Origin of the sequence: Pseudomonas sp. MWU16-30323 (genome assembly GCF_020515595.1) — a bacterium.
GTDB classification, from domain to species: Bacteria; Pseudomonadota; Gammaproteobacteria; order Pseudomonadales; family Pseudomonadaceae; genus Aquipseudomonas; species Aquipseudomonas yamanorum.
On sequence record NZ_JAIWYM010000001.1, the window covers coordinates 585,181 to 611,429 of the forward strand.

At 60.1% G+C, this 26,249-nt stretch carries 30 protein-coding genes and 1 pseudogene; 17 read left to right on the top strand and 14 right to left on the bottom strand.

The window, feature by feature from the left end; all coding sequences use genetic code 11:
• Positions 1-10: 10 nt before the first annotated feature.
• Both LIY45_RS02770 and LIY45_RS02775 read right to left on the bottom strand, forming a co-directional pair.
• Positions 11-736, bottom strand: coding sequence for an ABC transporter permease subunit (locus tag LIY45_RS02770; protein WP_226475234.1), 726 nt, complete (start codon positions 734-736; stop codon positions 11-13).
• Positions 733-1,659, bottom strand: a complete 927-nt coding sequence (locus tag LIY45_RS02775; RefSeq protein ID WP_226475235.1) for an ABC transporter ATP-binding protein — start codon at positions 1,657-1,659, stop codon at positions 733-735. The genes LIY45_RS02770 and LIY45_RS02775 overlap by 4 nt, the downstream gene beginning before the upstream one ends.
• A 304-nt stretch (positions 1,660-1,963) precedes the next feature.
• On the opposite strand from LIY45_RS02775, the gene LIY45_RS02780 reads away from it, so the two are divergent.
• Together LIY45_RS02780 and greB are read left to right on the top strand one after the other, a co-directional pair.
• A complete protein-coding gene (locus tag LIY45_RS02780; RefSeq protein ID WP_226475236.1) occupies positions 1,964-3,193 on the top strand; it encodes a hypothetical protein in 1,230 nt (409 codons plus the stop codon).
• Positions 3,194-3,345: 152 nt separating this feature from the next.
• Positions 3,346-3,819, top strand: coding sequence for a transcription elongation factor GreB (gene greB / locus LIY45_RS02785; protein ID WP_008437752.1), 474 nt, complete (start codon positions 3,346-3,348; stop codon positions 3,817-3,819).
• Between the two features lie 46 nt (positions 3,820-3,865).
• On the opposite strand, the gene LIY45_RS02790 is transcribed toward greB, so the two are convergent.
• Together LIY45_RS02790 and LIY45_RS02795 are read right to left on the bottom strand one after the other, a co-directional pair.
• Positions 3,866-6,376: an ABC transporter permease gene (locus LIY45_RS02790; protein WP_226475237.1), complete on the bottom strand. Its 2,511-nt coding sequence runs from the start codon at positions 6,374-6,376 to the stop codon at positions 3,866-3,868.
• Positions 6,376-7,059, bottom strand: a complete 684-nt coding sequence (locus LIY45_RS02795; RefSeq protein WP_003218726.1) for an ABC transporter ATP-binding protein — start codon at positions 7,057-7,059, stop codon at positions 6,376-6,378. Before LIY45_RS02795 ends, LIY45_RS02790 begins: the two co-directional genes overlap by 1 nt.
• A gap of 10 nt (positions 7,060-7,069) precedes the next feature.
• Here LIY45_RS02795 and LIY45_RS02800 point away from each other — a divergent pair, with 10 nt between their 5' ends.
• The 3 genes from LIY45_RS02800 to LIY45_RS02810 all read left to right on the top strand — a co-directional run bounded on the left by LIY45_RS02800 (position 7,070) and on the right by LIY45_RS02810 (position 9,068).
• Entirely contained in the window at positions 7,070-7,675 is a 606-nt protein-coding gene (locus LIY45_RS02800; protein ID WP_226475238.1) for an arylesterase, read from the top strand.
• 58 nt (positions 7,676-7,733) lie between these two features.
• Entirely contained in the window at positions 7,734-8,027 is a 294-nt protein-coding gene (locus LIY45_RS02805; RefSeq protein ID WP_003218723.1) for a hypothetical protein, read from the top strand.
• A gap of 72 nt (positions 8,028-8,099) precedes the next feature.
• On the top strand, positions 8,100-9,068 hold the full coding sequence (locus LIY45_RS02810) for a L,D-transpeptidase family protein (RefSeq protein ID WP_017477366.1): 969 nt from the start codon (positions 8,100-8,102) through the stop codon (positions 9,066-9,068).
• Positions 9,069-9,200: 132 nt separating this feature from the next.
• Here the strand turns inward: LIY45_RS02810 and oprI are convergent, their stop codons facing one another.
• Positions 9,201-9,452 (bottom strand): outer membrane lipoprotei OprI, encoded by a 252-nt coding sequence (gene oprI, locus LIY45_RS02815; RefSeq protein WP_003172710.1) that lies wholly within the window; start codon positions 9,450-9,452, stop codon positions 9,201-9,203.
• 626 nt (positions 9,453-10,078) lie between these two features.
• Here oprI and LIY45_RS02820 point away from each other — a divergent pair.
• Complete coding sequence (locus LIY45_RS02820) at positions 10,079-10,360, top strand: GNAT family N-acetyltransferase (protein ID WP_003189869.1); 282 nt, start codon at positions 10,079-10,081, stop codon at positions 10,358-10,360.
• A gap of 114 nt (positions 10,361-10,474) precedes the next feature.
• Here LIY45_RS02820 and LIY45_RS02825 read toward each other — a convergent pair whose 3' ends face one another.
• Both LIY45_RS02825 and LIY45_RS02830 read right to left on the bottom strand, forming a co-directional pair.
• Positions 10,475-11,551 carry a 3-deoxy-7-phosphoheptulonate synthase gene (locus LIY45_RS02825; RefSeq protein ID WP_017477367.1) on the bottom strand — a complete coding sequence of 359 codons (1,077 nt, stop codon included), beginning with the start codon at positions 11,549-11,551 and terminating at the stop codon, positions 10,475-10,477.
• A gap of 180 nt (positions 11,552-11,731) precedes the next feature.
• Positions 11,732-11,851 (bottom strand): annotated as a pseudogene (locus LIY45_RS02830) (PilZ domain-containing protein); the annotation flags it as partial.
• Here LIY45_RS02830 and LIY45_RS02835 point away from each other — a divergent pair.
• The 5 genes from LIY45_RS02835 to cysB all read left to right on the top strand — a co-directional run bounded on the left by LIY45_RS02835 (position 11,850) and on the right by cysB (position 15,779).
• A complete protein-coding gene (locus tag LIY45_RS02835) occupies positions 11,850-12,242 on the top strand; it encodes a thioredoxin (protein WP_226475239.1) in 393 nt (130 codons plus the stop codon). The pseudogene LIY45_RS02830 and the gene LIY45_RS02835 sit on opposite strands and share 2 nt — an antisense overlap.
• The gene (locus tag LIY45_RS02840) at positions 12,239-13,204 is read left to right on the top strand and encodes a putative 2-dehydropantoate 2-reductase (protein WP_226475240.1); all 966 of its coding nucleotides are present in this window, start codon (positions 12,239-12,241) and stop codon (positions 13,202-13,204) included. Before LIY45_RS02835 ends, LIY45_RS02840 begins: the two co-directional genes overlap by 4 nt.
• Before the next feature lie 14 nt (positions 13,205-13,218).
• Positions 13,219-14,136 (top strand): 5'-nucleotidase, encoded by a 918-nt coding sequence (locus LIY45_RS02845; RefSeq protein WP_017477370.1) that lies wholly within the window; start codon positions 13,219-13,221, stop codon positions 14,134-14,136.
• Between the two features lie 63 nt (positions 14,137-14,199).
• The gene (locus LIY45_RS02850) at positions 14,200-14,700 is read left to right on the top strand and encodes a universal stress protein (RefSeq protein ID WP_017477371.1); all 501 of its coding nucleotides are present in this window, start codon (positions 14,200-14,202) and stop codon (positions 14,698-14,700) included.
• Positions 14,701-14,804: 104 nt separating this feature from the next.
• On the top strand, positions 14,805-15,779 hold the full coding sequence (cysB, locus tag LIY45_RS02855; protein ID WP_010176165.1) for an HTH-type transcriptional regulator CysB: 975 nt from the start codon (positions 14,805-14,807) through the stop codon (positions 15,777-15,779).
• A 5-nt stretch (positions 15,780-15,784) separates the two neighbouring features.
• Here the strand turns inward: cysB and LIY45_RS02860 are convergent, their stop codons facing one another.
• Positions 15,785-16,267, bottom strand: coding sequence for a transcription elongation factor GreAB (locus tag LIY45_RS02860; protein ID WP_226475241.1), 483 nt, complete (start codon positions 16,265-16,267; stop codon positions 15,785-15,787).
• A gap of 15 nt (positions 16,268-16,282) precedes the next feature.
• Positions 16,283-16,651, bottom strand: coding sequence for a hypothetical protein (locus LIY45_RS02865; RefSeq protein ID WP_226475242.1), 369 nt, complete (start codon positions 16,649-16,651; stop codon positions 16,283-16,285).
• A gap of 131 nt (positions 16,652-16,782) precedes the next feature.
• Between LIY45_RS02865 and earP the strand changes: the two genes are divergently transcribed.
• The gene (gene earP / locus LIY45_RS02870) at positions 16,783-17,916 is read left to right on the top strand and encodes an elongation factor P maturation arginine rhamnosyltransferase EarP (RefSeq protein WP_226475243.1); all 1,134 of its coding nucleotides are present in this window, start codon (positions 16,783-16,785) and stop codon (positions 17,914-17,916) included.
• A 49-nt stretch (positions 17,917-17,965) separates the two neighbouring features.
• Positions 17,966-18,538, top strand: coding sequence for an elongation factor P (locus tag LIY45_RS02875; RefSeq protein ID WP_003218698.1), 573 nt, complete (start codon positions 17,966-17,968; stop codon positions 18,536-18,538).
• Between the two features lie 68 nt (positions 18,539-18,606).
• Here the strand turns inward: LIY45_RS02875 and LIY45_RS02880 are convergent, their stop codons facing one another.
• The 3 genes from LIY45_RS02880 to LIY45_RS02890 all read right to left on the bottom strand — a co-directional run bounded on the left by LIY45_RS02880 (position 18,607) and on the right by LIY45_RS02890 (position 20,759).
• The gene (locus tag LIY45_RS02880) at positions 18,607-19,026 is read right to left on the bottom strand and encodes an organic hydroperoxide resistance protein (RefSeq protein WP_017477375.1); all 420 of its coding nucleotides are present in this window, start codon (positions 19,024-19,026) and stop codon (positions 18,607-18,609) included.
• Positions 19,027-19,278: 252 nt separating this feature from the next.
• The gene (locus LIY45_RS02885; RefSeq protein ID WP_226475245.1) at positions 19,279-19,731 is read right to left on the bottom strand and encodes a MarR family transcriptional regulator; all 453 of its coding nucleotides are present in this window, start codon (positions 19,729-19,731) and stop codon (positions 19,279-19,281) included.
• 77 nt (positions 19,732-19,808) lie between these two features.
• Positions 19,809-20,759 (bottom strand): LysR family transcriptional regulator, encoded by a 951-nt coding sequence (locus LIY45_RS02890; RefSeq protein WP_226475246.1) that lies wholly within the window; start codon positions 20,757-20,759, stop codon positions 19,809-19,811.
• A 109-nt stretch (positions 20,760-20,868) separates the two neighbouring features.
• Between LIY45_RS02890 and LIY45_RS02895 the strand changes: the two genes are divergently transcribed.
• Entirely contained in the window at positions 20,869-21,618 is a 750-nt protein-coding gene (locus LIY45_RS02895; protein WP_226475268.1) for a sulfite exporter TauE/SafE family protein, read from the top strand.
• On the opposite strand, the gene LIY45_RS02900 is transcribed toward LIY45_RS02895, so the two are convergent.
• Positions 21,608-22,489, bottom strand: a complete 882-nt coding sequence (locus LIY45_RS02900; RefSeq protein WP_226475248.1) for a LysR family transcriptional regulator — start codon at positions 22,487-22,489, stop codon at positions 21,608-21,610. The two genes, LIY45_RS02895 and LIY45_RS02900, sit on opposite strands and share 11 nt — an antisense overlap.
• A gap of 70 nt (positions 22,490-22,559) precedes the next feature.
• Here LIY45_RS02900 and LIY45_RS02905 point away from each other — a divergent pair, with 70 nt between their 5' ends.
• Together LIY45_RS02905 and LIY45_RS02910 are read left to right on the top strand one after the other, a co-directional pair.
• On the top strand, positions 22,560-22,766 hold the full coding sequence (locus LIY45_RS02905; protein WP_026077947.1) for a DUF1127 domain-containing protein: 207 nt from the start codon (positions 22,560-22,562) through the stop codon (positions 22,764-22,766).
• A gap of 45 nt (positions 22,767-22,811) precedes the next feature.
• The gene (locus LIY45_RS02910) at positions 22,812-24,041 is read left to right on the top strand and encodes a winged helix-turn-helix domain-containing protein (protein WP_226475249.1); all 1,230 of its coding nucleotides are present in this window, start codon (positions 22,812-22,814) and stop codon (positions 24,039-24,041) included.
• On the opposite strand, the gene LIY45_RS02915 is transcribed toward LIY45_RS02910, so the two are convergent.
• Positions 24,021-25,367, bottom strand: a complete 1,347-nt coding sequence (locus LIY45_RS02915) for a 3-deoxy-7-phosphoheptulonate synthase class II (protein ID WP_017477382.1) — start codon at positions 25,365-25,367, stop codon at positions 24,021-24,023. The two genes, LIY45_RS02910 and LIY45_RS02915, sit on opposite strands and share 21 nt — an antisense overlap.
• 118 nt (positions 25,368-25,485) lie before the next feature.
• Here LIY45_RS02915 and LIY45_RS02920 point away from each other — a divergent pair, with 118 nt between their 5' ends.
• On the top strand, positions 25,486-26,241 hold the full coding sequence (locus LIY45_RS02920) for a spermidine synthase (RefSeq protein ID WP_017477383.1): 756 nt from the start codon (positions 25,486-25,488) through the stop codon (positions 26,239-26,241).
• Positions 26,242-26,249 lie beyond the last annotated feature (8 nt).

Sequence of the window (26,249 nt, forward strand, 5' to 3'; positions counted from 1 at the left end):
TGTGTCCTTCTCAACCGTTCCTTGCATTCAGGGCAATGACCGTCGCGCCAAGAAAGGCGATGATCATACTGATGAAGTACAAACTGTCTTGAAGAGCCAGTACTCCTTGGTCAATGGCGTCAAAACGCACAGAGGGGCTCAGGGAAAGAACACGGTCAATGAGCCATATCGGTACCTGACGTTCAATGGCATCAATAATGGATGACAGCCCGCTGGCGGTCAGGAGCAAGCACAGTGTTACCGTGAATATGACGGCGCGATGGTGGGTCAGTGTGCAAATAAAACAACCGACTGATAGATAACTGCCGGCCAATATCCAACTTGCCAGGTATTGTGACGCAATAACCGTGTTGTCCGGATTTCCAAAATAATTGACCGTGATAACTATTGGAAAGGTCAATAGCAACGCCAGGCCGGAAACAATCCAGGCCGCCAGGAACTTCCCGACGACTATTTCGAAACCAGTGACGGGCAGGGTTTTCAGGAACTCCATGGCGCCCGTGGTGTGCTCGTCTGCCCAAAGGCGAGTGCAAAGAACAGGTGTCAACATTAAATAGAGCCATGGGTGCAGTTGGAAGAAACCCTGCAAGTCAACGCTGCCGAGTTCAAGAAGCCGGGTGGTATGGATGCCAGAGACCGCCGCGGCCGTCAGGAAAGCTGCTGTGCTCAGATAAGTGACGGGAGCCGAAAAATAACTGACAAGTTGACGCTTGAATATGACGGGTAGAAGTTTCAAATCGATGCCTCCTGGCTCATATGGTGAACAACGTCATCCAGGCGCCCGGCCTCCAGGTTCAGGGCATTGAGCTTCCAGCGGCGATTGGTGATCAGTGCGTTGATGTGGGGGTAAATGATTTGCCCCGGCAGGGCGAGTACAGTCACTGTGCCCGGGGTCTCGCGGTCTTCCTCGATGCCGGCGACCCCGGGTAATACCGCCAGGGCCAAAAGGTCCAGCGGTGTGTCGGCAGCAAGGGTGACCGCCTGGTGATGACGGGAGCTGCGCTGCAGTTCGGGCACCGAAGTGTCTGCCACCAATCGGCCGTCGGCTATTACCAGTGCGCGGGTACAAATACCGGTCAGTTCTTCCGGCGCACGGGATGCGACAATGATCGTCATCTCGTCGCTAAGCGACTTGATGAGCATTCTGACTTTGTGTTTCTGGTCGGCATTCAGACCATCTGTTGGCTCATCGAGCAACAGCAGGCTGGGGTCATGCAGGATTGCCTGGGCGATGGCTACCCTGCGTTTCAACCCTGCCGTGAGGGTTTCCACCGGGCTTTTGAGTATGCGCCAAAGCTCAAGTCGTGCGACCGCGCGGTCAATCATCTTGCGTTTTTCCGCGCCGCGGAATCCGCGTATTTCGGCAATGAAACCGAGAAAGGCCTTTACGCTCATTGCACCATGGCTCAAGAGTCGCTCTGGCTGGTAGCCGGTGACTTTCTTTGCCTGGAATGCATTCAGGGCGATATCGTTACCGAATATTTTTACATGGCCTGAAGAGGGAGTAGTCGAGCCTGCGATCATTTTGATAATCGTTGTTTTTCCCGCACCGTCATTTCCAAACAGCCCCAGGCATTCCTGGGATTGGGCGCTGAATGAGACGTCATGGATAATGTTTTTCCCGCCCATGTTTTTTGTCAGGCTCGTTATCTCGATCATTATGCTTTTCTACTGAATGGATATGGCAAGGCTGGATTAACCTGCATGAACAGCAGGTTGTGAATGTTCGAAAAGTCAAAGCGCGACATCTTTTTTATTGAGGCACTTCCGGTATCGGGCTGTTAAAAAATGGTACGTTCAATAAACGCTCTTGGAAACGCTGAGTGGCCTAAATAAGATAAGTCCTACATGTCAGGCGATGGCTCGCTGAAACAATTGTTATGCGTTTGATGCTTTAATTACTGTTGTTGTCTGTTTGGCGTTTTTTGAGTGTTACGCCAATTTTAAATGGAGCCTGATCGTCATGCTGCTTCTACGTACCCTTGTTCTTGAACAGTCCGGGCATGATGCGCCGGTCAACGGTGCACTGCTTTGTGGTTTTGCGGTGGCGCAGATCTCTTCAAACTTTCTTGCCTATAGCCTGGATGAAGAGACAGAGCCTGGTAGTTCACGGGTATACATCGCAGCGTTGCGTAAAAAGTCCGAACGTTACTTCCTGGGGGCGATAGACTCCAAAGAAGACTTGCAAATAGCGACCCATGTATTCAAGCAAATCCTGACGCTTGCGGCTGCGCCCGGGGGAAAAGCCGCAAGCAGCGGCGAGACTCAGATTCCCTATCATTTTGTTGATTTGAAAGGTTGTAAGTTACCCCCGGCGAGGCCTGAAGATCATCACTCGTTGACGATCAAGAAATCCCTGGTGATGAAGGTGATTACCCTGGGAACGTCGGCGCCCGGTTTGCCCGCCATTGAAAGCAACACGTTGATCGTGCCGTCGATTCGTTTTTCCTCAAGAATGGTGTCTCCCCCAAGGTCCCTGGATCCTTCCGAGCCTGCACAGTCATTGCGCGAGCCGGTGCCGCAGGCACCCGAGGGGGCGTTCGAGATATCCGAGCCACTCGTTGAGGCGCCACCACAGGCACCGGTCGAGGCGCCTGCTGTCGCTGCACCCGCGCAGACTCCGACGGTCCGACATCCTGAACCGGTCTCCCAGGCGCCACTGCCCGTGCCTGCCCGGCACGAGTCTGCCTCGTTGTTTGAAGTGGAAGATACGCTGGCCAATCTTTCCCGATTGGCGCAAGAACTGTCGCAGCAAAAGCTCAGTGTGCTCAAGCAAGAGGAAGCGCTTGAGCAGTTACGCCTCGAACTGAACCAGGAAAAGGCGGACATTGAGCAGGAGAGTCAACGCAGTGCCGAAAGGATTGCCGAAAAGGAAACGTCCCTGGAACAGTTGGCCCGCACGCTGGCCGTTCGGGAGGAGCATCTGGCTGGCAGCTCGGCGCTGAACCAGACAGAGCAGCGTCGAATGGACGAGCGTGCGCGCTACCTGGAGAGCCAGGAAGCCCAGTTGCATGACCGTGACCTTGCGGTGCGCCTCAAAGAGCAACAGCTGACGGCTGCGCTGCTCCAGTTGCCTGTCCTGCGGGACAACCTGAGGGTTACGCTTCAATCCCTGGATGAGTCACTTGCATGGCTTGGCGAGAACGGGCGCAGCCAGCCTGAATGCGGCCCGATCCAGACGGAGGCTGACTGATACGCGTCGTTGCCCGAATCCGCCGGTGGGTCTGGCTACTTTCCCGAGTTCATTTATCATCGACCCCCACCGTCGACATCGGGCGTTAAATACGTTGTGCCTGATGCGGCAGTGGGTCGGAAAAATGCAAACTTCCAGGGGATGTAGAGCTTTTGAGTACCAAGCTGATTACCAAAGAAGGTCATGAAGCCCTGAAAAAGGAGCTTGATTACCTGTGGCGAGAAAAGCGTCCTGATACCACCCGTAAAGTCACGTGGGCCGCCTCCCTGGGAGACCGGAGCGAAAACGCCGACTATCAGTACAACAAGAAGCTGCTGCGGGAAATTGATCGCCGGGTGCGTTATTTGCGCAAGCGCCTGGAAGACATGCGTGTGGTCGAGTACATGCCCGAGCAGGAAGGGAAGGTGTTTTTCGGCGCCTGGGTAGAGATTGAAAACGAACAGGGCGAGACCAAGCGGTTTCGCATCGTGGGATACGATGAGATCTATGAGCGTATGGACTACATTTCCATCGACTCACCCATGGCCCGGGCACTGTTGCGCAAGGAAGTGGATGACGAGGCGCTCGTGCAGACCCCGAGTGGCGAAGTGTGCTGGTGGATCACCGCTATCGAATATGTGAAGTGACAACGGATGGCCCGTACGCATGAACGCGTGCGGGCCATCTGCGTTTTCAGCCCTCGCGCAGCACCGTCAACGGGCTGGCATTCAGTGCACGGCGGGTGCCGAACACGCCAGCGCTGCCGATCAGCACGGCGCCGATCACCGGCAGCAGCAATAGCCACGGATGCGGGTGCCAGGTCAGGTCGAACGCGTAGCGGTACAGCACCAGTGTCACCAGTTCGGTGCCCAGCGCTGCCAACAGCCCGCTGACTGCGCCCAACAACCCGAACTCGATACGCCGGGCCTTGACCAGCAACTTGCGCTCAGCCCCCAGCGCCCGCAGCAGCGCGCCCTGGCGAATCCGCTCATCGAGGGTTGCCTGGAGCCCGGAGAACAACACTGCCATCCCCGCCGCCAGGACAAACAGCAGCACGTACTCCACCGCCAGGGTGACCTGGGCCAGGATGCTGCGCAGTTGTTCCAGCAGTGCCTCCACCTGCAGGATGGTCACCGCCGGGAAAGCCCGGGACAGGTCAACGATCTGTTGGTCATGGCCGGGTGCGAGGTAGAAGCTGGTCAGGTAGGTGGCCGGCAGGTCCTTCAGGGTGCCGGGCTGGAAGATCATGAAGAAGTTGGGCTGGAAGTTGTCCCAGTTGATTTCCCGCAGGCTGGTGACCCGCGCTTCACGGTTTTCCCCGCCGACGGTAAACACCAGGTGATCGTTGAGCTTGAGTTTCAGGCTGTCAGCGACCTTGGCCTCCACCGAAACGCCGGGAATTTCGTCGGTCGGTTGCGCCGTCCACCAGGAGCCCGCTGTCAGCTTGTTGCCCGGTGGCAGGTCGGCGGCCCAGGTCAGGCTCAAGTCTCGCTGCACTGCGCGATCGCCGCTGGAATCCTTGCTGACGATCTCCTGCACCGGAGCGCCATTGATGCTGATCAAGCGTCCCGGCACCACCGGATACAACGGAGCAGACTGTGCCTGCAATTCCAGCAGGTGTGCGCCGAAGGTGTCTTTGTCGGCAGGCAGGATGTTCAGGGCGAAATAGTTGGGGGCGTCCTTGGGCAACTGGTTTTGCCAGGTGTCCAGCAATTCGCCCCGCAGCAATGCGATCAGTCCCATGGACAATAGGATCAGCCCGAATGCGAGGGACTGGCCCGCCGCCGCCAAGGGGTGACGCAGCAACTGGCCCAACCCCAGGCGCCAGGGCAGGGAAGCCCGTGCCAGCAGGCGACGCAGGCTTTGCAACAGCAGCAGGAGCAGGCCGCCGAGAACCAGCGCGGCAATCACGCCGCCACCCAGCAGGGCGAAGGTCAGCACCAGGTCGAGGCTCAAGCGCCACATGATCAGGCCCAGGGCGAAGAGTGCGGCGCCGTAGACCATCCACGTACTGGAAGGGATCGGCAGCAGGTCGCGTCGCAATACCCGCAGCGGTGGCACTCGCCCCAGGGCGGCCAGCGGCGGCAGGGCGAAACCGGCGAGAGCGACCAGCCCGGTGCCAATCCCGGCAACGGCCGGCAACAGCCCGCCGGGTGGAACGTCCGCCGGCAGCAGGTCATGCAGCAGCGCAAACAACCCCAATTGCGCCAGCCAGCCGAGCAGGGCGCCGGTCAGGCTGGCCAGCAGGCCCAGCACGGTCAATTGCAGGCTGAACAGCAACATGGTCTCGCGCCGGGACAGTCCGAGACAGCGCAACAAGGCACTGGCATCAAAGCGTCGGCTGGCGAAGCGGTTGGCCGAGAGCGCCACGGCCACGCCGGAGAGCAGCACCGCCACCAGACTGGCCATGTTCAAGTAACGTTCGGCCTTGCCCAAGGCGCCGCCGATCTGCTGGTTGCCGTCGCGCGCATCCTGCAGCCGCTGGTTGGCAGCCAGGCCGGGCTTGATCAGGTCGCGATAGGTTTGCAGTACGGTGCCGCCTTGGGGCGCGCGCCATAGGTCGCGATAACTCACACGACTGCCGGGCTGCACCACGCCGGTGGCCTCGAGATCGGCCAGGTTGATCATCACCCTGGGCGTCAGGCTATAGAAGTTGCCGGCGCGGTCCGGCTCGTAGGTCAGTACGCGGGCCAGGCGCAGGGTCTTCATGCCGACGTCGATGCTGTCGCCGATTTTCAGCCCCAGCGCTGTCAGCAACCGTGCTTCCACCCAGGCTTCGCCGGGCCTGGGCGAACCTCCGGGAGTTTCCTTGCCGAAGGGCTCGGCGGCGCTCTTCAACTCGCCGCGCAACGGATACTCGTCGTTGACCGCCTTGATGCTGGAGAGCTGGATGCCGTTGTCGGTGGCAATAACACTGGAGAACTCCACGACCCTGGCGTGTTGCAATCCCAGCTCGGTACCACTCTGGATTTGCTCGGTGCGGGCGGGTGAACTGCCTTCCAGCACCAGGTCGGCCGCGAGGAATTCCGTGGCACGCAACATCATCGCGCCGTTCAGGCGTGCACCGAAGTAACCGATGGCGGTGCTGGCAGCGACGGCCACCAGCAGGGCGAAGAACAGCACGCGCAGTTCGCCGGCGCGGGCATCGCGCAGCAACTGTCGAAGGGCAAGGCTGAACAGGCGCAACAAGGGCAAGCGTGCCATCAAGGCTCCAGGGGCGCGACCATCAGGCCGGCTTCAAGACGGATCAGGCGGCGGCAACGGTGGGCCAGGCGCTCGTCATGGGTCACCAGCACCAGGGTCGTGCCGCTTTCTTTGTTGAGTTCGAACAACAGGTCGCTGATGCGCTCGCCAGTGTGGCTGTCGAGGTTGCCCGTGGGTTCATCGGCGAACAGCACGTCCGGTTCGGCGGCAAACGCCCGGGCAATCGCTACCCGTTGCTGTTCGCCGCCCGAGAGTTGGCGCGGTGAGTGGGTGAGGCGCTGGCCCAGGCCGACACGCTCCAGCAGGTGCTTTGCACGCTCGCGGGCGTCCTTGCGGCCATCCAGTTCCAGGGGCAGCATCACGTTTTCCAGGGCATTGAGGCTGTCGAGCAACTGGAAAGACTGGAATACAAACCCCACGTGCTCGGCGCGGATGCGTGCCCGCTGGTCTTCGTCGAGGGTGCTCAGGGCTTGGCCGGCGAGGGTGACTTCGCCACTGCTGGGCAGGTCAAGGCCGGCCAGCAGGCCGAGGAGGGTGGATTTGCCGGAACCGGAGGCGCCGACGATAGCCAGGCTATCGCCCTTGTTCAGTTCCAGGCTCAGTTCGTGCAGGATAGTCAGTTCACCTTCCGCGCTGGGAACCACTTTGCTAAGGTTTCGCGCGGTGAGAATGCTTGCGCCCATGGAGAATCCAATGCGAATGTGGTTTTTGAGTGCTGGCCTGGCCCTGATGTGCATGGCCCAGAACGCAGCGGCGGGTACAGTCCTGATCGTTGGGGATAGTATCAGTGCCGGTTTCGGGCTGGATACCAGCAAAGGGTGGGTAGCGCTGTTGGGACAACGGCTCAAGAGCGAAGGTTTCGACGATAAAGTGGTCAACGCCTCCATCAGCGGTGACACCAGTGCCGGAGGCCTGGCGCGGCTGCCGGCGGCGCTTGCAGAGCATAAGCCGGACCTGGTGATCATTGAGCTGGGCGGCAATGACGGCCTGCGTGGGCAGCCACCCGCGCAATTGAAACAAAATCTTGCATCGATGATTGACCAGTCCAAGGCCGGCGGTGCCAAGGTGCTGCTGCTGGGCATGCAGTTACCGCCTAATTACGGCCCGAAATACACCACCGCGTTTGCGCAGGTTTACGGGGAGCTGGCCAAGGAGAAAAGCGTCCCGCTGGTACCGTTTTTCCTGGAAGGAATCGGCGGCCATCCCGAGCTGATGCAGGCTGACCAATTGCACCCGGCGGTTGGCGCGCAGGGCAAGTTGCTGGAAAATGTCTGGCCAACGCTAAAACCACTGCTATGACGCTTTTCTAGCAGCGGTCTTTCGGCTAAGGTGGCGCCCCCCCGATTTGGAGCCCCCGATGTCGCGTCCTGCCTGGTCACTGTTTGCCTACCAACTGATCGAGCCTGACGAACAGCTGGATCTGTTCGCCTGCCAGGAAGTCCGGGTGCATCTGGTGACGCGTCAATTGGAGTTGGGCGGGTCCATCGACCGCACGCTCTGCGGTACGTTATTGCCCGCCCAGCCGCGTTGGTCGTCGGTGGATCGCTCGATCTTCCAGGACCAGCGTTTGTGCCCCCTGTGCCGGGCGATCCTCGAGTCGCAAAAACGCGGCACACCGCCGATCTGGCCAGAGCTGCGCTTCGAACTTTGAATATGGGTGCCCGCCGGGCAGCCGTGTACAATCCATTTTTTACAACCCGTCGATCTGCGAAGGAATTCCCGGATGTTGTCGCGCCTTTCCGCCGTCACCTGCTGCCTGTCTCTTGCTGCACTCTGCGCGGCTGGTCCTGCTGCAGCCTTGCAGTTGCCTTTGCCGCCACCGGGTGAAGATATCGTTGGCCAGGTCCAGGTGATCAAGGCCAAGTACGAAGATACCTTCGCTGACCTGGGCACCACCTACGACCTGGGCTATTCGGAGATGGTCGCGGCCAACCCGGGCGTCGATGCCTGGTTGCCAGGAGCGGGTACCGAGATCGTGTTGCCGACGCGTTTCATCCTGCCGCCCGGCCCCCGTGAAGGCATCGTGATCAACCTGGCGGAATACCGGCTCTATTACTACCCCAAGGGCCAGAACGTGGTGTACACGTTCCCGTTGGGGATTGGCCGTGAAGGCTGGGGTTCGCCAGTGGCTCACACCACGATAACGGGCAAGATCCCGAACCCGACCTGGACCCCGCCAGCCTCGATCAAGGCCGAGCACGCCGCCAATGGCGACCCGTTGCCCAACGTCGTGCCGGCCGGCCCGGACAACCCGCTGGGGCCCTTCAAGTTCACCCTCGGCACGCCGGGCTACCTGATCCACGGTTCCAACATGAAGTTCGGCATCGGTACCCGTACCAGTCACGGCTGCTTCCGCATGTTCAACAACAACGTGCTGGAAATGGCCGACATGGTGCCGGTGGGTACGTCGGTGCGGATTATCAACGACGCCTACAAGTTCGGCGCAGCCGGTGGCAAGGTCTACCTGGAAGCGCATACGCCATTGAACGACGATGGCACGCCATCGGTCGTCGACAAGCACACTGCGGTGATCAACGCCTTGCTCAAGCGTGAAGACCTGTCCAGCAACCTGCGGGTCAACTGGGACCAGGTGCGTGACGTCGTGGCGGCTGAAGACGGTATCCCGACGGAAATCGGCGTGCCGGGCGGGGCGCCTATGGTGTCGAGTACGCCGGTCGATCTGCAGCAATAAGCCTGCACGATCCATAACCCGTTATCGCCTCGCGCGGTGACGGGTTTTTTATTGTCTGGAATCCAGCCAAATGGCGGGCAAAAAAAAGCCGATCCAAGAATGGACCGGCTTGATAACAACCCCGGAGGATTATTACTTGCGGCTTGCTTTTTCAAGCATGCGCAGAGCGCGCTCGTTAGCTTCGTCAGCAGTCTGTTGTGCTTTTTGAGCAGCAGCCAGAGCTTCATCAGCTTTACGATAGGCTTCGTCTGCACGAGCCTGGGAGCGAGCTGCTGCGTCTTCAGTTGCAGTCAGACGAGCTTCGGTTTCTTTGGAGACGCTGCTGCAACCGGTAGCCAGAACTGCGGCCAGAGCCAGAGCAGAGAATTTCAGAACGTTGTTCATCGTGTTCCCCTTCAAGGACTTTCTATTAAATGGCTACTTTCTCAGAGTGAGCTAATAGCCGGCGTACATACTACCCATTACTTGTAGTAAGTAAACTGACGTAGCGCAAGAAGCAAAAAAAATTCTCGCGCCCAATCTATTTTGGCTAATCTTTTCAGAGTCTGTATAAAAAATATCCAGATTTTTGCACTCGGCCGAGGATTGGATCCAGCCTGAAAGGGCCGGCTGGCATGTGTTAAGCCATGTAAACATAAGTCATTTTATATATCGTCCCTGACACTATTGTTCAGATTGTCTTTCTGGTCTTCGGTATCTTTTGTGCATGTTGAGGTGACTTTAAGAGCGCGTGTTCGTCTCAAGCTTCAACTGCCGGCAATGTTCAGGCCATCGACGTAAGGCATCTCGATTGGCCCTTTCTATGTCCGCCAGCGCAACGGAAGACAAGCGCGTCTTGAGCAATTGTGCGATTGACGCCTACTATTTCCCTGTGCTGGTTGTGAGCGCTAGTGCAAGGCACTGGCCGCTTTTCTCGTTGTCGAAACCGGCACCGGGTGGCGTAGATGTTCCTTCGCCGGAAAAACATCGGTAAGGTAGGGGTCAGAAACCAAGACCCGCGAGGAGTAGTGATGAGCGAGGCGTTGTCCATCCACCATGACCAGGCTGGTCATCAGTTCGAGACCAATGTGGACGGTCATCGTGCCTATCTGACCTATATGGACCTTGGGAAGCAGACCCTGGATATCTATCGCACCTTCGTGCCCAACGCATTGCGCGGCCGTGGCATTGCTGCCGCGCTGACCGAGGAAGCGTTGAAGTTCGCCGAAGAGGCCGGTTATACGGTGATCCCGTCCTGCTCCTACGTTGAGCGCTATATGGAGCGCCACCAGCGCCATGCCGCAAAGCTGTGAGCCTTGAGTAGGGCGGGACGCAGAGCATCCCAGGATGCATTCCCACGCAGAGCGGGGCAACGATCAAAAAAAACGCCGGGTTCAGCCCGGCGTTTTTGTGTCCGCAGTGTTTGCTCAGCCGCGTTGGCGCTTGGGCAACACGTCCTTGAGCTTGGCATGCATGCTGCGCAAGGTGGTCTCGGTGGCAGCCCAGTCAATGCAGGCATCGGTGATCGACACGCCGTATTGCAGGTCGGCCAGATCCTTTGGAATCGCCTGGCAGCCCCAGTTCAGGTGGCTTTCGACCATCAGGCCGATGATCGACTGGTTGCCTTCCAGAATCTGGTTGGCCACGTTCTCCATCACCAGCGGTTGCAGGGCCGGGTCCTTGTTGGAGTTGGCGTGGCTGCAATCGACCATGATGTTCGGCTTGATCTTCGCCTTGTTCAGCGCCTGTTCGCACAGGGCCACGCTGACCGAATCATAGTTGGGCTTGCCGTTGCCGCCACGCAGTACCACGTGACCGTAGGCATTGCCCTTGGTGGTGACGATGGACACGCCACCTTCCTGGTTGATACCCAGGAAACGGTGCGGGCTGGACACCGACTGCAGGGCGTTGATCGCCACTGTCAGGCCGCCGTCGGTGCCGTTCTTGAAACCGACCGCCGAGGACAGGCCGGAAGCCATTTCCCGGTGAGTCTGGGATTCGGTGGTACGTGCACCAATCGCCGACCAGCTGATCAGGTCTTGCAGGTACTGCGGGGAAATCGGGTCCAGGGCTTCGGTTGCCGTCGGCAGGCCCATTTCCGCCAGGTCCAGCAGCAATTGACGACCGATGTGCAGGCCATCCTGGATCTTGAAGGAGTCGTCCAGGTACGGGTCGTTGATCAAGCCTTTCCAGCCGACGGTGGTACGCGGCTTCTCGAAATAGACGCGCATCACCAGGTACAAGGTGTCGGACACTTCTGCCGCCAGCACCTTCAGGCGCTCGGCGTACTCGTGGGCAGCCTTGAGGTCATGGATCGAGCACGGCCCGATGACCACGAACAGGCGGTGGTCGGTGCCGTCGAGAATCTCACGGATGACTTCGCGGCCCTTGGTGACGGTCTGCAGGGCAGCGTCGCTCAGGGGGATTTCGCGCTTGAGCTGATCGGGTGTGATCAGGGTCTCGTTGGATTCGACGTTAAGGTCGTTGATCGGTAAATCAGCCATCGTGTTACTCGTCAGGGTCACGGGTGCCGGCCGCCAGCGATCCCCGTGCGGCGGAGCACAGCATGATTTAAGTGCAGCGGGGAGCCGAACCTTAGCGCGTTACAAGGCTGCGAGACAATGGGCAAAGGCCGCTTTAATCCCGCGGCGTCTGCACAAAAAGTGCAATGGGCGCCCGCCCGGGTAATTGCATGCGACGCCGCCCAGGCCGATAGTGTGCAGCCGTTGGCGGGAAATGCCGGAAATGGGACGTTGGGTTAATTCGACAGCGACATCATCAGGGTGAGGAAAGAAACGACCCATGCACACGGACTCCGAGCACCGTCCAGTTGACGGCGGTGGCAGCAGCATAGTGAAAGAACTGCACCTTACCGATCTGGATATCGACCAGCAATTATTGGGGCTTCCCGGCACCTCGCTGGTGGTGTTCACTGGTGACGGATGCTCGCGCTGCCGCTTCCTGCACCAGCAACTGCCGGGTTGGGACTTGCCGGTGGACCGGGTCTGTTGGGTGGATGCTGGCCACAATGGCGGCGCGGTAGAGCGCTACGAGATCTTTCATCTGCCCGCGTTGTTTGTGGTGTGCGACGGGAAATTCCATGGAATATTAGCGTCACTGACGCGTCTGACCGCCGGCGACCTGACGCAAGGTGTGCAGCAGGCGCTCAAACGACTACCAGAGGAATTGCCATGACCGAAGTTGCAAAAACACAGTCGCCACGGATCGGGATTATCGGCACCGGGGCCATCGGTGGCTTCTACGGGGTGATGCTCGCGCGTGCCGGCTTCGATGTGCATTTCCTGCTGCGCAGCGAGTACGCGGCGGTCAGCGAGCGCGGCCTGCAACTCAACAGCACAATCCACGGAACCGTGCACCTGCACCCGGTGCAGGCCTATGCCCGCGCCGCAGACATGCCGCCGTGCGACTGGCTGCTGGTGGGCACCAAGTCGACGGGGAATGTCGAACTGGCTCCAACCATCGCCCAGATCGCCGCCCCGGACGCCAAGGTGGTGCTGCTGCAAAACGGCCTCGATGTCGAAGACAGCCTGCGGGAACACTTGCCGCCGTCGCTGCACTTGCTGGGTGGCCTGTGCTACATCGGCGTGCACCGTTCCGGCCCCGGAGTTGTCGAGCATCAGGCGCTGGGCCGGGTCAACCTGGGTTACCACAGTGGCCCCGCGGCCAACGATGACACTCATCGGCAGGCCATTGTCGAAGCAGGCGCCGCGCTGTTTCACCAGGCCGGTATCGACTCCCAGGCCATGGCCAATGTGCATCAGGCACGCTGGCATAAACTGGTGTGGAACGTGCCTTACAACGGTCTCTCCGTCGTGTTCGGCACTGGCACCACGGCGATGATGGCGGATGAATCCAGCCGTGAACTGATCCAGGCGCTGATGGCGGAAGTGGTGCAGGGCGCCCACGCCTGCGGGCATGAAATCCCCGCCAGTTACGCCGGGCAGATGTTCACCATGACGGAAAGCATGGATGACTACCTGCCCAGCATGTATCACGATTACGTGCACAAGCGCCCGCTGGAACTGGCGGCGATTTACGCACGCCCCTTGGCGGCGGCGAAGGCGGCGGGTTGTGAACTGCCAAGAATGCAAGCGCTGTACCAGGCCTTGAGTTTTATGGATCGGCATAACCGCTGATGGGAGGCAACACCATGGCAAAGGGATTGGGCGACAAACTGGTGCTGGCGATTTCCTCGCGGGCGCTGTTCGACCTGAGCGAAAGCCACAAGGTCTACCTGGCCCAAGGGGTCGAGACGTATCGCAAGTACCAGATCGACCACGAGGATGAAATCCTCGAACCCGGCGACGCCTTCCCGCTGGTGAAGAAACTCCTGAGCCTCAACGCCAGCCTCGGCCGTGCCCGGGTCGAGGTGGTGCTGGTGTCGCGCAACAGTGCCGACACCGGCCTGCGCGTGTTCAATTCGATCCAGCATTACGGCCTGGACATCTCCCGCGCCGCCTTCGTCGGCGGGCGCAGTCCTTATCCCTACCTGGCAGCGTTTGGCTGCCATCTGTTTCTGTCCACCCATGCCGAGGATGTGCGCAGCGCCCTGGATGCCGGGTTTGCCGCAGCGACCATCCTGTCGGGCGGCGCACGTCGGGCCTCCAGTGCCGAATTGCGGATTGCCTTCGACGGCGACGCGGTGCTGTTTTCCGATGAGTCCGAGCGTATCTACCAGTCGGGAGGCCTTGAAGCCTTCCAGGCCAGCGAGCGGGAGTCGGCGCGCGAGCCGTTGCGCGGAGGTCCGTTCAAGGGGTTCCTGGCGGCGCTCAACTTGTTGCAGCGCGAGTTCCCGGACGAGTCCTGCCCGATCCGTACTGCACTGGTCACCGCCCGTTCGGCGCCGTCCCACGAGCGGGTGATTCGCACCCTGCGGGAATGGGATATCCGTCTCGACGAGTCGCTGTTTCTCGGTGGCCTGGAAAAGTCGGCGTTCCTCGAGGCCTTTGCCGCCGATGTGTTTTTCGATGACCAGGAAGGGCATTGCGAGAAGGCCCGGGAGTTCGTGGCCACCGGGCACGTCCCCCACGGCATCAGCAACGAGTTGAAAATTCAGACCGAGGGCTGAGCACTGCCAAAGGCGCTGCTAAGCTGAATCAATCCCCGCCATCCTGGCTACCCAGGAGGTTCTATGATTCGTTCGATGCTGTACGCCACTGACCTCGGTCTCTATGCACCTTATGTGATGCAACATGCCCTGGCGCTGGCACGAACGTTCAAGGCCGATCTGTATGTGATTCACGTGGTCGAGCCCATCGGGCTGTTCGCCGAATCGGTGTTGCAGAGCTACCTTGATGAGAAGGCCTTGAGTGAATGGCAAAGCCAGGGCCTGACGACAGTGATGGCGACCATCGAGCAACGGGTGCTCGACAGTTTTCGCGAAGAGCTGGGGGAAGGGGAGCAGGACCTCAAGTTGATCCGTTCGGTGCGGGTGATCCAGGGCGACCCCTGTGAAGTGATTCTCGACCAGTCGCAGAAACTCTCTGTGGATTTGTTGATCGTAGGTAGTCACAGCCAGGCGGTCGGTGTGGCGACCCCCCTGGGAAGAACCGCTGCACGGGTGCTGCAGCTGTCTCAGGTGCCGGTGTACCTGGTGCCACTTTTACAGCGCCGCCGCAGTGATGACGTGTGATGGGTAAAAAACGATAAAAAGTTCTAGATTTATCAGTCTGACCTTTAATATAGTTATATACCGTCGCTGATACCCGTGGCGTCTATCCGCTTTGAGGGACACATATGAAGCTTCAACAACTGCGCTACATCTGGGAAGTGGCGCACCACGACCTCAACGTTTCCGCTACCGCTCAAAGCCTTTACACCTCGCAACCCGGTATCAGCAAGCAGATCCGCCTGCTCGAAGATGAGTTGGGCGTGGAAGTGTTCGCGCGCAGCGGCAAGCACCTGACCCGCGTCACCCCCGCCGGTGAGCGCATCATCACCACCGCCGGCGAGATCCTGCGCAAGGTCGAAAGCATCAAGCAGATCGCCCAGGAATTCTCCAACGAGAAGAAAGGCACCCTGTCGATCGCCACCACCCACACCCAGGCGCGTTATGCGTTGCCGCCGGTGATCAGCAGCTTTATCAAGCAGTACCCGGACGTGGCGTTGCACATGCACCAGGGTTCGCCGATGCAGATCGCCGAGATGGCCGCCGACGGCACTGTCGATTTCGCGATTGCCACCGAAGCCCTGGAGTTGTTCGGCGACCTGGTGATGATGCCGTGCTACCGCTGGAACCGCTGCGTCGTGGTGCCTCAAGGTCACCCTCTGGCCAAGCTGCCGAAGCTGACACTTGAAGCCCTGGCTGAATACCCGATCGTGACTTACGTATTCGGTTTCACCGGTCGTTCGAAACTCGACGAAGCCTTCAGCCATCGCGGCCTGACGCCGAAAGTGGTGTTCACCGCTGCCGACGCCGACGTCATCAAGACTTATGTACGCCTGGGCCTGGGCGTCGGTATCGTCGCCAAGATGGCGGTCGACACCAAGCTCGACAGCGACCTGGTGGTGCTCGATGCCAGCGAACTGTTCGAGTCCAGCGTGACCAAGATCGGTTTCCGTCGCGGCACCTTCCTGCGGGGGTTCATGTGCGACTTCATCGAGAAGTTCGCGCCGCACCTGACGCGCGAAGTGATGGCCAAGGCCATTCAGTGCCACAACAAGCAGGAACTGGAAGAACTGTTCGACGGCGTTGAACTACCGGTTCACTGATCGGCTTACTTGACCTCGGTAACAGCAAACTGTTGCCGAGCGCCCTCCACCAGAATCTCCACCTCATCCCCTTCGAACTTGCCCAGCAGGCTTTTGCCCAGGGGCGAGCGTGGGGTGATGACGGTCACCGGTTGCCCCACCACATCGACCTTCAAGCCTGCGCCGTCCGGCGCCAGGAATAGCCACTGCTGGCGATCGTTTTCATCCACCAGCCCCAGCAATGCGCCCACTTCGATCCCGCGCTGGTCATCGTAGGTACGCAGTTGCATGGTCTGGCAGAGCGTCAGCGCCAGCTTGATTTCCTCGACGCGCCGGGCCTGGCCGGCGGCCAGGTAAGACGCCTCCAGTCCCAGGGTGTCGTACTTGTTCTCGGCGATGTTTTCTTCGTGGGTCGCGGTTTCGTACGCGGTTTGTGCCGCGCGCTGGGCGATATCGAGATCGACCGCGAGTTTGTCCAGGACCAGTTGGTGAACGGCGTGCTTATTCATGGGCGGCTTTCGTGATCAATTGCAAAATTGCAGGACGTTGGCCCGGCTCTTGTCGTTGGGAGCGTTCTGGTCCTGTTGCAGCCAGAACTGGCATTTGGGGTTGGACAGGTTGCGTGGGTTGTTGCGGGCCTGGTCCAGGGTTTGCTGTTGCTCCTGCTTGCGCAGGTTCTCCTGGTACTGCTCGAACATGCGGTTCGGCGGCTCCGGTGCAACCACCTCCGGCTTGCCCAGTTGCTGCACCACTCGGGCCACTGGGGCTACGGTTTGCTCAGGCAGGTAGCGGGACGCCAGCCACAGGCTCAGCACAATGGCGATAAACCCCAGCCACAGGCCGAAGGCCACGGCGATACTGAGTTTGAACAGTGAGAACGAACGATCAGACATGATGGCCTCCTGGCAGGCACGTGCGGCATGGCGCCGATTGTCCCACAGCCGCGCGCAGAATAATCGCGATCAACCCTTCGCAATCGAGGCATTTATACGGACAATCGAGCCTTTGAGCGTTGGAGCCCGGAATGAAAGCCCGCTGGGATATTTTTTGCAGCGTCGTCGATAACTACGGCGACATCGGCGTGACCTGGCGCCTGGCCCGGCAATTGGTAGCGGAACACGGTTGTGGGGTGCGCCTGTGGGTCGATGACCTGCGGGCGTTTGAACGCATGTGCCCCGAGATTGATGTGCAGGCGCACCAGCAGTGGCAAGAGGGCGTTGATGTGCGCTACTGGCCTTCCGACTGGCCGGCGACCGAGGCGGCCGACGTGGTGATCGCCGCGTTCGCCTGCCAACTGCCGCCTGACTATATGGAAGCGATGGCCGCACGCGAACGCCCGCCGCTGTGGATGAACCTGGATTACCTGAGCGCCGAGGACTGGGTGGTGGGTTGCCACGGTTTGCCGTCGGTGAAATTCAAAGGCGTGCAAAAGTACTTCTTCTTTCCGGGGTTCCGTCCCGGTACCGGCGGCTTGCTGCGCGAGGACGGGCTGCTGGAACAGCGCGATGCCTTCCAGCAAGACGCCATCGCCCGGCAACAGTTTTTGCAGGCGCTTGGGGTTTTCCCGGCAGCCGGTGCGCGACTGATGTCGTTGTTCGCCTATGAAAACGCCGGGCTGGCCAGTTGGCTCGACGTGCTGGCGGCCGATGGGCGCGCTACCCATCTGCTGGTGCCAGAGGGACGGATTCTCGGCGATGTACAGCGCTGGCTGGGTGTGGAGTCGCTGAACGTCGGCGATGTGCACCGGCGCGACGGGTTGACCGTGCAAGTGCTGCCGTTCGTGCGCCAGGAGCAATACGACCGCCTGTTGTGGTGCTGCGACTTCAACGCCGTGCGCGGCGAAGACTCGTTTGTGCGGGCGCAATGGGCCGGGCGGCCGCTGTTGTGGCATATCTATCGCCAGGACGAAGACATTCACCTGGACAAGCTGGACGCCTTTCTCGAGCTGTATACCGAAGGCTTGTCACCGGCCGCGAAAGTCGCGTTGGTCAGCCTTTGGCAGGCCTGGAACGCTGATGGCGATATGGCACATAGCTGGAAAATGCTGCTGGAACACTGGCCTGAAGTGACCGCGAATGCCGAGAAATGGGCTCTGGAACAAGGCTCGCGGACCGATCTTGCGACGGCGCTGGTACAGTTTTATGTAAATTGGATATGATACGCGACCTTGATTTTTGTAAATCCCATCCAAATTTCGGATATTCGCAATGAAAACTGGTAAAGAACTGAAACCCGGTACAGTGATCCGTCTCGAAAACGACCCTTGGCTGGTTCAGAAAGCTGAGTTCACCAAGTCTGGTCGTAACAGCGCAATCATGAAGACCAAGCTGAAGAACCTGCTGACCGGTTACAAGACCGAGATCGTCTACAGCGCCGATGACAAACTGGACGACGTGATCCTCGACCGCAAAGAAGCGACCCTGTCCTTCATCAGCGGCGACACCTACACGTTCATGGACACCACCGACTACACCATGTACGAGCTGAACGCTGAAGACATCGAAGCCGTTCTGCCATTCGTGGAAGAAGGCATGGAAGACGTCTGCGAAGCTATCTTCTTCGAAGACCGTCTGGTTTCCGTAGAGCTGCCGACCACTATCGTGCGCAAGGTTGCCTACACCGAAGGTTCCGCTCGCGGCGACACTTCGGGCAAGGTGATGAAGCCTGCCAAACTGGCTAACGGTACCGAACTGCAAGTGGCCGATTTCATCGAAATCGACGACCTGATCGAGATCGACACCCGTGAAGGTGGTTCGTACAAAGGTCGCGCCAAGAAGTAATTCTTGCGCCACCGTACGACAAAAAAAGCCCGACCATGAGTCGGGCTTTTTTGTGGGCGCGGTTTGATTCAAACGGTCACGTGCAGGCGCACATCGACGTTGCCACGGGTGGCGTTGGAGTAGGGGCAGACCTGGTGGGCCGCGTCGACCAGGCTTTGTGCTTCGTCCTGGGCCAGGCCGGGCAGGCTGACGTGCAGGTCGATGTCCAGGCCGAAACCGCCGGGGATTTGACCGATGCCGACGTGGGCAGTGATCGAAGCGTCATCCGGGATCTTGCGTTTGGTCTGGCTGGCGACGAATTTCAATGCGCCGATAAAGCAGGCGGAATAGCCGGCGGCGAACAGTTGTTCCGGGTTGGTGGCCTGGCCACCCGCGCCGCCCAGCTCTTTTGGCGTGGAGAGTTTTACATCGAGGATATTGTCGTTGGAAACAGCGCGACCATCGCGGCCGCCGGTGGCGGTGGCTACTGCGGTATAGAGAGTTTGCATGGTGATTTCCTCGTCTTTATTTGCGCTAATTATTTGCGCGCTAAGTAAGTGGCGAGGTGAATGTATCGCGCAAATAGTTAGTACGCAATATATATTTTGAAAATATTTTGCCTGCCTTGATGGCGAGGCTCTGCACAAACAAATGTGGGAGCGGGCTCGCTCGCGAATGCAGTGGATCAGTCAATGCATCTAGTGACTGTCACACCGCATTCGCGAGCAAGCCCGCTCCCACATTTTTGATGCGTGGTGCCTTTAGAGGGAGACTTTCAGGTTTTTCCGCAGCGCCAGCAAATCGCCCTGCAGTTTGCGCAGTTGTTCGATGTCCATCCCGCTGGCGCCCAGAATGCACTGCGGAATATCCATCGCCTTGTTCCGCAGGGCACGCCCGGCATCGGTCAACTCAACCACCACCACACGCTCGTCTTCCCGGCTACGGGTCCGGCTGAGCAGGCCTTCGGCTTCCAGGCGTTTGAGCAGCGGCGTCAAGGAACCAGGATCCGTCAGCAGGCGATTGCTGATTTCGCCGACGGTCAAGCCATCCTCTTCCCAGAGCACCATCATCGCCAGGTACTGCGGGTAGGTGAGGCCGAGGGCTTGCAGCAGGGGTTTGTAGACTTTGGTCATCAACAACGAGGTGGAATGCAGGGCAAAACACAGTTGGTTGTCGAGCAGCAAGGATTCGCAGGTATCGAGGGGCTTGGTCATGGCAGTGCCTTAAAACGTGTCTGGTTTCGAATCTAGCGGGCAAATGTTTAACGCGCCAGACAATTCTGTCCGCTTGGTCAGCCGAAGGCGCTTTGCAGCGCAAGATCCCACGGCGGCACGGGGCTGAAGCGTGCCTTGAGGTATTCCAGCAATAACCGGCTGCGGGCGTTGGCGTGTTGCTCCAGGCGCAGGGCATAGATGCCGGCGGTTTCAGGCGTCGGCAAACCGTTCTCGCAGAACAGCGGCACCAGTTCGCCGCGCACCAGGTATTCACTGGCGAGCCAGGTCGGCAGGTGGGCAACCCCAAGTCCGGCCAGCGCCCCGGAGAGCAGGGCTTCGGCGTTGTTGGCGCTCATGCGAATGCGTTGCGGGCGGTAGGTGGTCTTGCGGCCGTCCAGTTCAAATCGCCAGGCGAACATCGGCGCCAGGCCTTCCCAGTCCAGGCCGTCGTGTTCGTTCAACTGGCTGGGATGAGTCGGGGTACCACGGCTTTTCAGGTAGGCCGGGCTGGCGCAGGCGATGCGCACGATACTGGCCAGGGGCGTGGCGATCAGCCGGGTATCGACGATATGCCCGGCCCGCAGCACCAGGTCGACTTTGCCCAAATGCTCGCCTTGCATGTCAACAAAGCTATCGATCAAGTGCAGGTGTACGTCGAGGCCCGGGTACACGTTAAGAAAGTCAGCAATGGCAGGCGCCAAGTGCCGTCGCCCGAAGGCGGCCGGGGCGTCCACGCGGATCAACCCTTCAGGCGCATGGCTCAGCGACACCGCTTCGGCCCGCGCCAGTTGTAACTCGCTGACAATCCGGCGGGCGCGCTCGGCAAACGCCAGGCCGGCAGGCGTCGGCACCACGGCATGGGTGCTGCGTTGAAACAGCCGGCTACCCACCGAGCCTTCCAGGCTGTCGATGCGCCGCGCTACCGCTGAGGGCGTGAGCGGGTGACGCCGCGCGGCCGCGGAAAAGCTGCCGGTTTCCAGTACGTCGAGAAACAGGCTGAGTTGATCGGTCAGGGTGTTGGGGTTCATCAGCGTCTGCTTATGCGAAATTGGCACAGCCATTGTGCGTTGCTGTGCGTTTCCGCGCCAGAGCCGACTGCGTAGCATGCAAAGCCTGGGAATAGGCGGGGGCGAAGTGGTGACAGATTTAGCGTTGTATTTGGCTCTGGGTGTCGCGTTGGGCACTGTTGGCGGCTTGTTCGGTATTGGCGGTGGGCTGATTGCGATTCCAGTGCTGGGGGTGTTTTTTGGCCTGGACCAACAGATTGCCCAAGGCACAGCCCTGGTGATGGTGGTGCCGAACGTGATGCTCGCGTTGTGGCGTTATCACCAGCGCAACCGGATTGAACTGCGTCACGCATTACCGCTGGGCGTGATGGGGTTTGCCTTCGCCTGGCTGGGCTCGATCTGGGCGGTGGGCATTGATGCGGGTGTGATGCGCGTAGGGTTTATCGCCTTTCTACTGGTATTGGCGTCCTACAACCTGCTGCGAATGTTTACCCACAATGCACCGCCTTCAGCGCAGATGCGTTATTCCTGGCCGTGGCTGGGGGTGCTGGGCGCGGCGTCCGGATCCATGGGTGGCTTGTTTGGCGTAGGCGGCGCGGTAGTGGCCACGCCAGTGCTGACCAGCATCTTCGGCACCAGCCAGGTGGTCGCCCAGGGGCTGTCGCTGGCCCTGGCGCTGCCGAGCACCAGCGTGACCCTGGTGACCTACGCCTGGCACCATGAAGTGGATTGGCTGATCGGCGTGCCCCTGGCCGTCGGCGGCCTGCTCAGCATCAGTTGGGGGGTGAAAGTTGCCCACGCCATGCCAGAGCGTATGTTGCGCGGACTGTTCTGCGGGTTCCTGGCGGTGTGTGCGGTGATGCTGACGTTTAAAGTTTAAAGCCTTCGAGGATGTATTCGGCGAGGCATTCGGTGATCGGCGAGGTGGTGCGCGGGTTGCGCAACAGCCGCAGATTGACCGACGGCAGCGGTGGAAAGCCGTCCGCCGCGCCCAATATGCGCAGGTCTTCGGTCACCAGGCTTTCCATGTTGATCGTGACGGCCAGGCCGGCACCCACCACCGCCAGGATCGCGGCCCCGTTGGAGCTGTGATACGCCAGTCGATACTCCTGCCCCTGTGCGTCCAGCGCGGCGCGTGCCCACTGCGTGCAAAAGCTGTCGAGGCCGGAAATGGCCAGGGGCAGGGCGGTATGCTCATCCATGCAGAAGCAGGGCGCCGCCACCCAGACCATGCGTTCATGGCGCAGCAGTTCGCCGATTTCATTCCCCGGTTCGCGGCTGATAACCGTCAAGTCCAGATCCCGGCGCTGCATCAGCACCGGCGACGATTCGCAGTGCATTTCAATCTGGATCAGCGGGTAAGCCTTGGAGAAGCGCTTGAGAATCCCCGGCAAGTAGCGCATCACGTAATCGTCGGGCGTGCCGATGCGCACCAGCCCGACCATGTGCGGCTCACGCAGGGTGTTGAACACCTCGCTGTGCAGTTTCAGAATCCTGCGGGCATAGCCCAGCAGCACCTGGCCTTCGGGCGTCAGCCGCACCTGACGGCCATCGCGCTCGAACAACTTGCGCTGCAACACATCCTCTTCCAGGCGTTTCATCTGCATGCTCACCGCCGATTGGGTACGGTTGACCTGCTCGCCGGCGCGAGTAAAACCACCCTGATCAGCGATGGCGACGAAGGTGCGCAGCACTTCAGTGTCGATACTCGGGTAGCTGGACAATCGATCAATCTCCGAGATGTATTGCATAAGAAACATTCGTTGGATTGATCATAGCGCCAGGCACAGACTTCAGTCATCCCCACTGGAGGGCGAGATGATGAAAGGTCAAAGAGGCTTTGTACTGATGGCGAAGCGGCCGTTTTCCGGGCTGCTCCAACTGGGTTCCCGGTGGCTGACCGTGCACCGTGAACGCCAACTGTTGATGAGCATGAGCGATGAGGCGCTCAAGGACATCGGGCTCAACCGTGGCGATGTCGAGCAGGAAAGCCGCCGGCACTTTTGGGAAGATCCGCTGCGAAAATGACGCGGGATGCAGTAGGGTGGTTCGCGAGCACACAAGGAGAGTCCCATGCCCGCAGAGTTATCCTTTTCCCTCAAGCAGGCGCGGCGCCTGGCGCTGGCTGCCCAAGGCTTTTCCGGGCGCCAGCCGCCGGCGTTGATCAAGGCCGCACAGGTCAACCGCCTGGTTGAGCGTTTGGGTGTATTGCAGATTGACTCGGTGAATGCGGTGGTGCGCTCACACTACCTGCCGCTGTTTTCCCGGCTGGGTAACTACTCTCCGTTGATTCTTGAACAGGCCGCCTGGAGTTCCGGGCGGCGGCGTTCGCTGTTCGAGTATTGGGGGCATGAGGCTTCGCTGTTACCCATGGCGCTTTACCCGTTGATGCGCTGGCGCATGGAGCGGGCCGCCCAAGGGCAGGGCATCTACCAGCAAATGGCGCGGTTTGGTCGCGAGCAACAGGCCACTATCGCGCGGGTGCTGGGCATCGTTGAGCAACAAGGCGCCTTGGGGGCGGGCAGTTTGTCGACCCGCGAGGAACGCGCCGGCCCCTGGTGGGACTGGAGCGATGAAAAGCACGCGCTGGAATGGCTGTTTGCTGCCGGCCAGGTGACCGTGGCCGGGCGTCGCGGTTTTGAGCGGCTGTATGACCTGCCGGAACGCGTGATTCCGGCCGACATTCTCCAGCAAGCCCCGTTGGACGAGGCCGAAGCGCAGCGCGGCTTACTGCTGCACAGCGCCACGGCGTTGGGGGTGGGCACCGAAAAAGACCTGCGCGACTACTTCCGCCTCGACCCGGCCGACAGCCGTGGGCGCCTGGCGGAACTGGTCGAGGACGGGCAATTGATCACGTGCGAGGTTCAGGGCTGGAAACAGCCGGCTTATTGCCTGCCCGCGCCAAAAGTCCCGCGCAAGGTGCCCGCCAGCGCGCTGTTATCGCCTTTTGATTCGCTGATCTGGGAGCGCAGCCGTACCGAGCGTTTGTTCGATTTCCGCTATCGGCTGGAGATCTACACGCCTCAGGACAAGCGGGTGTACGGCTATTACGTGTTGCCGTTCCTGCACAACGAGCGAATCGCCGCGCGGGTGGACCTACGGGCGGAGCGGGCGGCCGGACGCCTGGCGGTGCATGCCGTTCACGAGGAGGAGCCGGGGCTGGACGAGGAGGGGATGCAGGCGCTGGCCCTGAATCTGCGGCAGATGGCCGACTGGCTCGGGCTTGAGCAGATCCAGCTCAATTGCCAGCGGGCCAGTGCGGCACGGTTGCGGGTGGCGCTCTTAGCGCTTGACCTGTTTTAGCGTCTCGGCGATCAGGAACGCCAATTCCAGCGACTGATCGGCATTCATCCGAGGGTCGCAGTGGGTGTGATAGCGGTCCGACAGCCCGTCTTCGGTAATCGGCCGCGCGCCGCCGATGCACTCGGTGACATTCTGGCCGGTCATCTCGATATGAATCCCGCCGGCATACGTGCCTTCGGCTTCATGCACCTGGAAGAACTCCTTCACTTCGCTGAGGATCTGCGCGAAGTCCCGGGTCTTGTAGCCGCTGCTGGCCTTGATGGTGTTGCCGTGCATCGGGTCGGAACTCCACAGCACCTGCTTGCCTTCACGTTGCACCGCGCGGATCAGGTTCGGCAGATGGTCGCCGACCTTGTTCGCCCCCATGCGCGCAATCAGGTTCAGGCGGCCCGGATCGTTGTCCGGGTTAAGGATGTCGATCAGGCGGATCAGGTCATCGGGATTCATGCTCGGGCCGACCTTGACCCCGATCGGGTTGTTCACCCCGCGCAGGAATTCGACGTGGGCACCGTCCAGTTGGCGGGTGCGGTCACCGATCCACAGCATGTGTGCCGAGCAGTCGTAATAGTCATTGGTCAGGCTGTCGCGGCGCACGAAGGCTTGTTCGTAGTTCAGCAGCAGCGCCTCGTGGGCGGTGAAGAAACTGGTCTCGCGCAGTTGCGGCGAGCTGTCCATGCCGCAGGCACGCATGAAGGCCAGGGTTTCGTCGATGCGGTCGGCCAGTTGGCTGTACTTCTCGGCCAGGGCCGAGTTGGCGATGAAGTCCAGGTTCCACTTGTGCACCTGATGCAGGTCGGCAAAACCGCCCTGAGCAAAGGCCCGCAGCAGGTTCAGGGTAGCGGTGGACTGGTGGTAAGACTGCAGCAGGCGGTCCGGGTCTGGCACGCGGCTTTTTTCGTCGAAACCGATGCCGTTGACGATATCGCCACGGTAGGCGGGCAGGGTGATGCCGTCGATGGTTTCATCGTTGGAAGAACGCGGCTTGGCGAACTGGCCAGCCATGCGCCCGACCTTGACCACCGGGCAACCGGCGGCAAAGGTCATCACAATCGCCATCTGCAGCAGCACCTTGAAGGTGTCGCGAATCTTCGCCGCCGAGAACTCGGCAAAACTCTCGGCGCAATCGCCACCTTGCAACAGGAACGCGCGACCCTGGGTCACCTCGGCAAACTGACGGCGCAATTCACGGGCCTCACCGGCAAACACCAGCGGCGGGTAACTCGCCAGGTTCTGCTCGACCTGCGCCAAGTGCGCAGCGTCAGGGTACTGGGGTTGTTGCTGGATCGGCAGGGCGCGCCAGCTGTCGGGGCTCCAGGGTTGGCTCATCATGAACTCGAGTGATTTGCGGTCGGGCCGTCATGTTATCAGCAATTAGTACGTGACCTGCTGCCGCCGGTTCGCCGACAATCCCGCCTTTCCCGTTGGCACGCCGTTAGGAGTTGCAATGTCTGAGGAGCGCGTCGAGCGCCTGCTGGCCGAGGTCCATGATGACTTCGGCATGATCCGCGTGCTGGAAGTGGCCGATTACCGCTTTCTCGAGTTTGGCGATGCCATCGAGCAGAGTTGCGTGTTTACCGCTGACCCGAGTTGGCTCGAGTACGACTACACCCGGGCGATGCTGATTGGGGCGTTGTGCCATGAGCAGCCGGAGAGTGCGTTGTTCCTGGGCTTGGGCGCCGGGACCTTGACTCAGGCGTGCCTGAAGTTTTTGCCTTTGGAAGATGTTGAGGCCATTGAGTTGCGGCCTGATGTGCCGCGCCTGGCTATTGAGTACTTGGGGTTGGATGATGATCCTCGGCTGTATATCCGCGTTGGGGATGCGTTGGAGTTGCTGCCCACTGCGGAGTCGGCGGACCTGATTTTTGTCGACCTGTATACGGATGTTGGCCCTGGAGTGGGGCACCTGGCCTGGACGTTTCTGGAGAACTGCCAGAAGAAGCTGAATCCGGGGGGCTGGCTGGTGATTAATCAGTGGGCTACGGATGATGGCAAGCCTTTGGGGGCGGCATTGTTGCGTGGGTTGTATCACCGACATTATTGGGAGTTGCCGGTGAAGGAGGGGAATGTGATTCTTTTGGTGCCGGCGGACCTGGATCAGGAGCTTGATCTGGCTGCGGTGTCTGCGCGGGCTGAGGGGTTGGCGTCGCGGTTGGGGTATTCGTTGCAGTCGTTGATTAAGGCGATTCGGCCGGCTACGTAGGGTTTTGA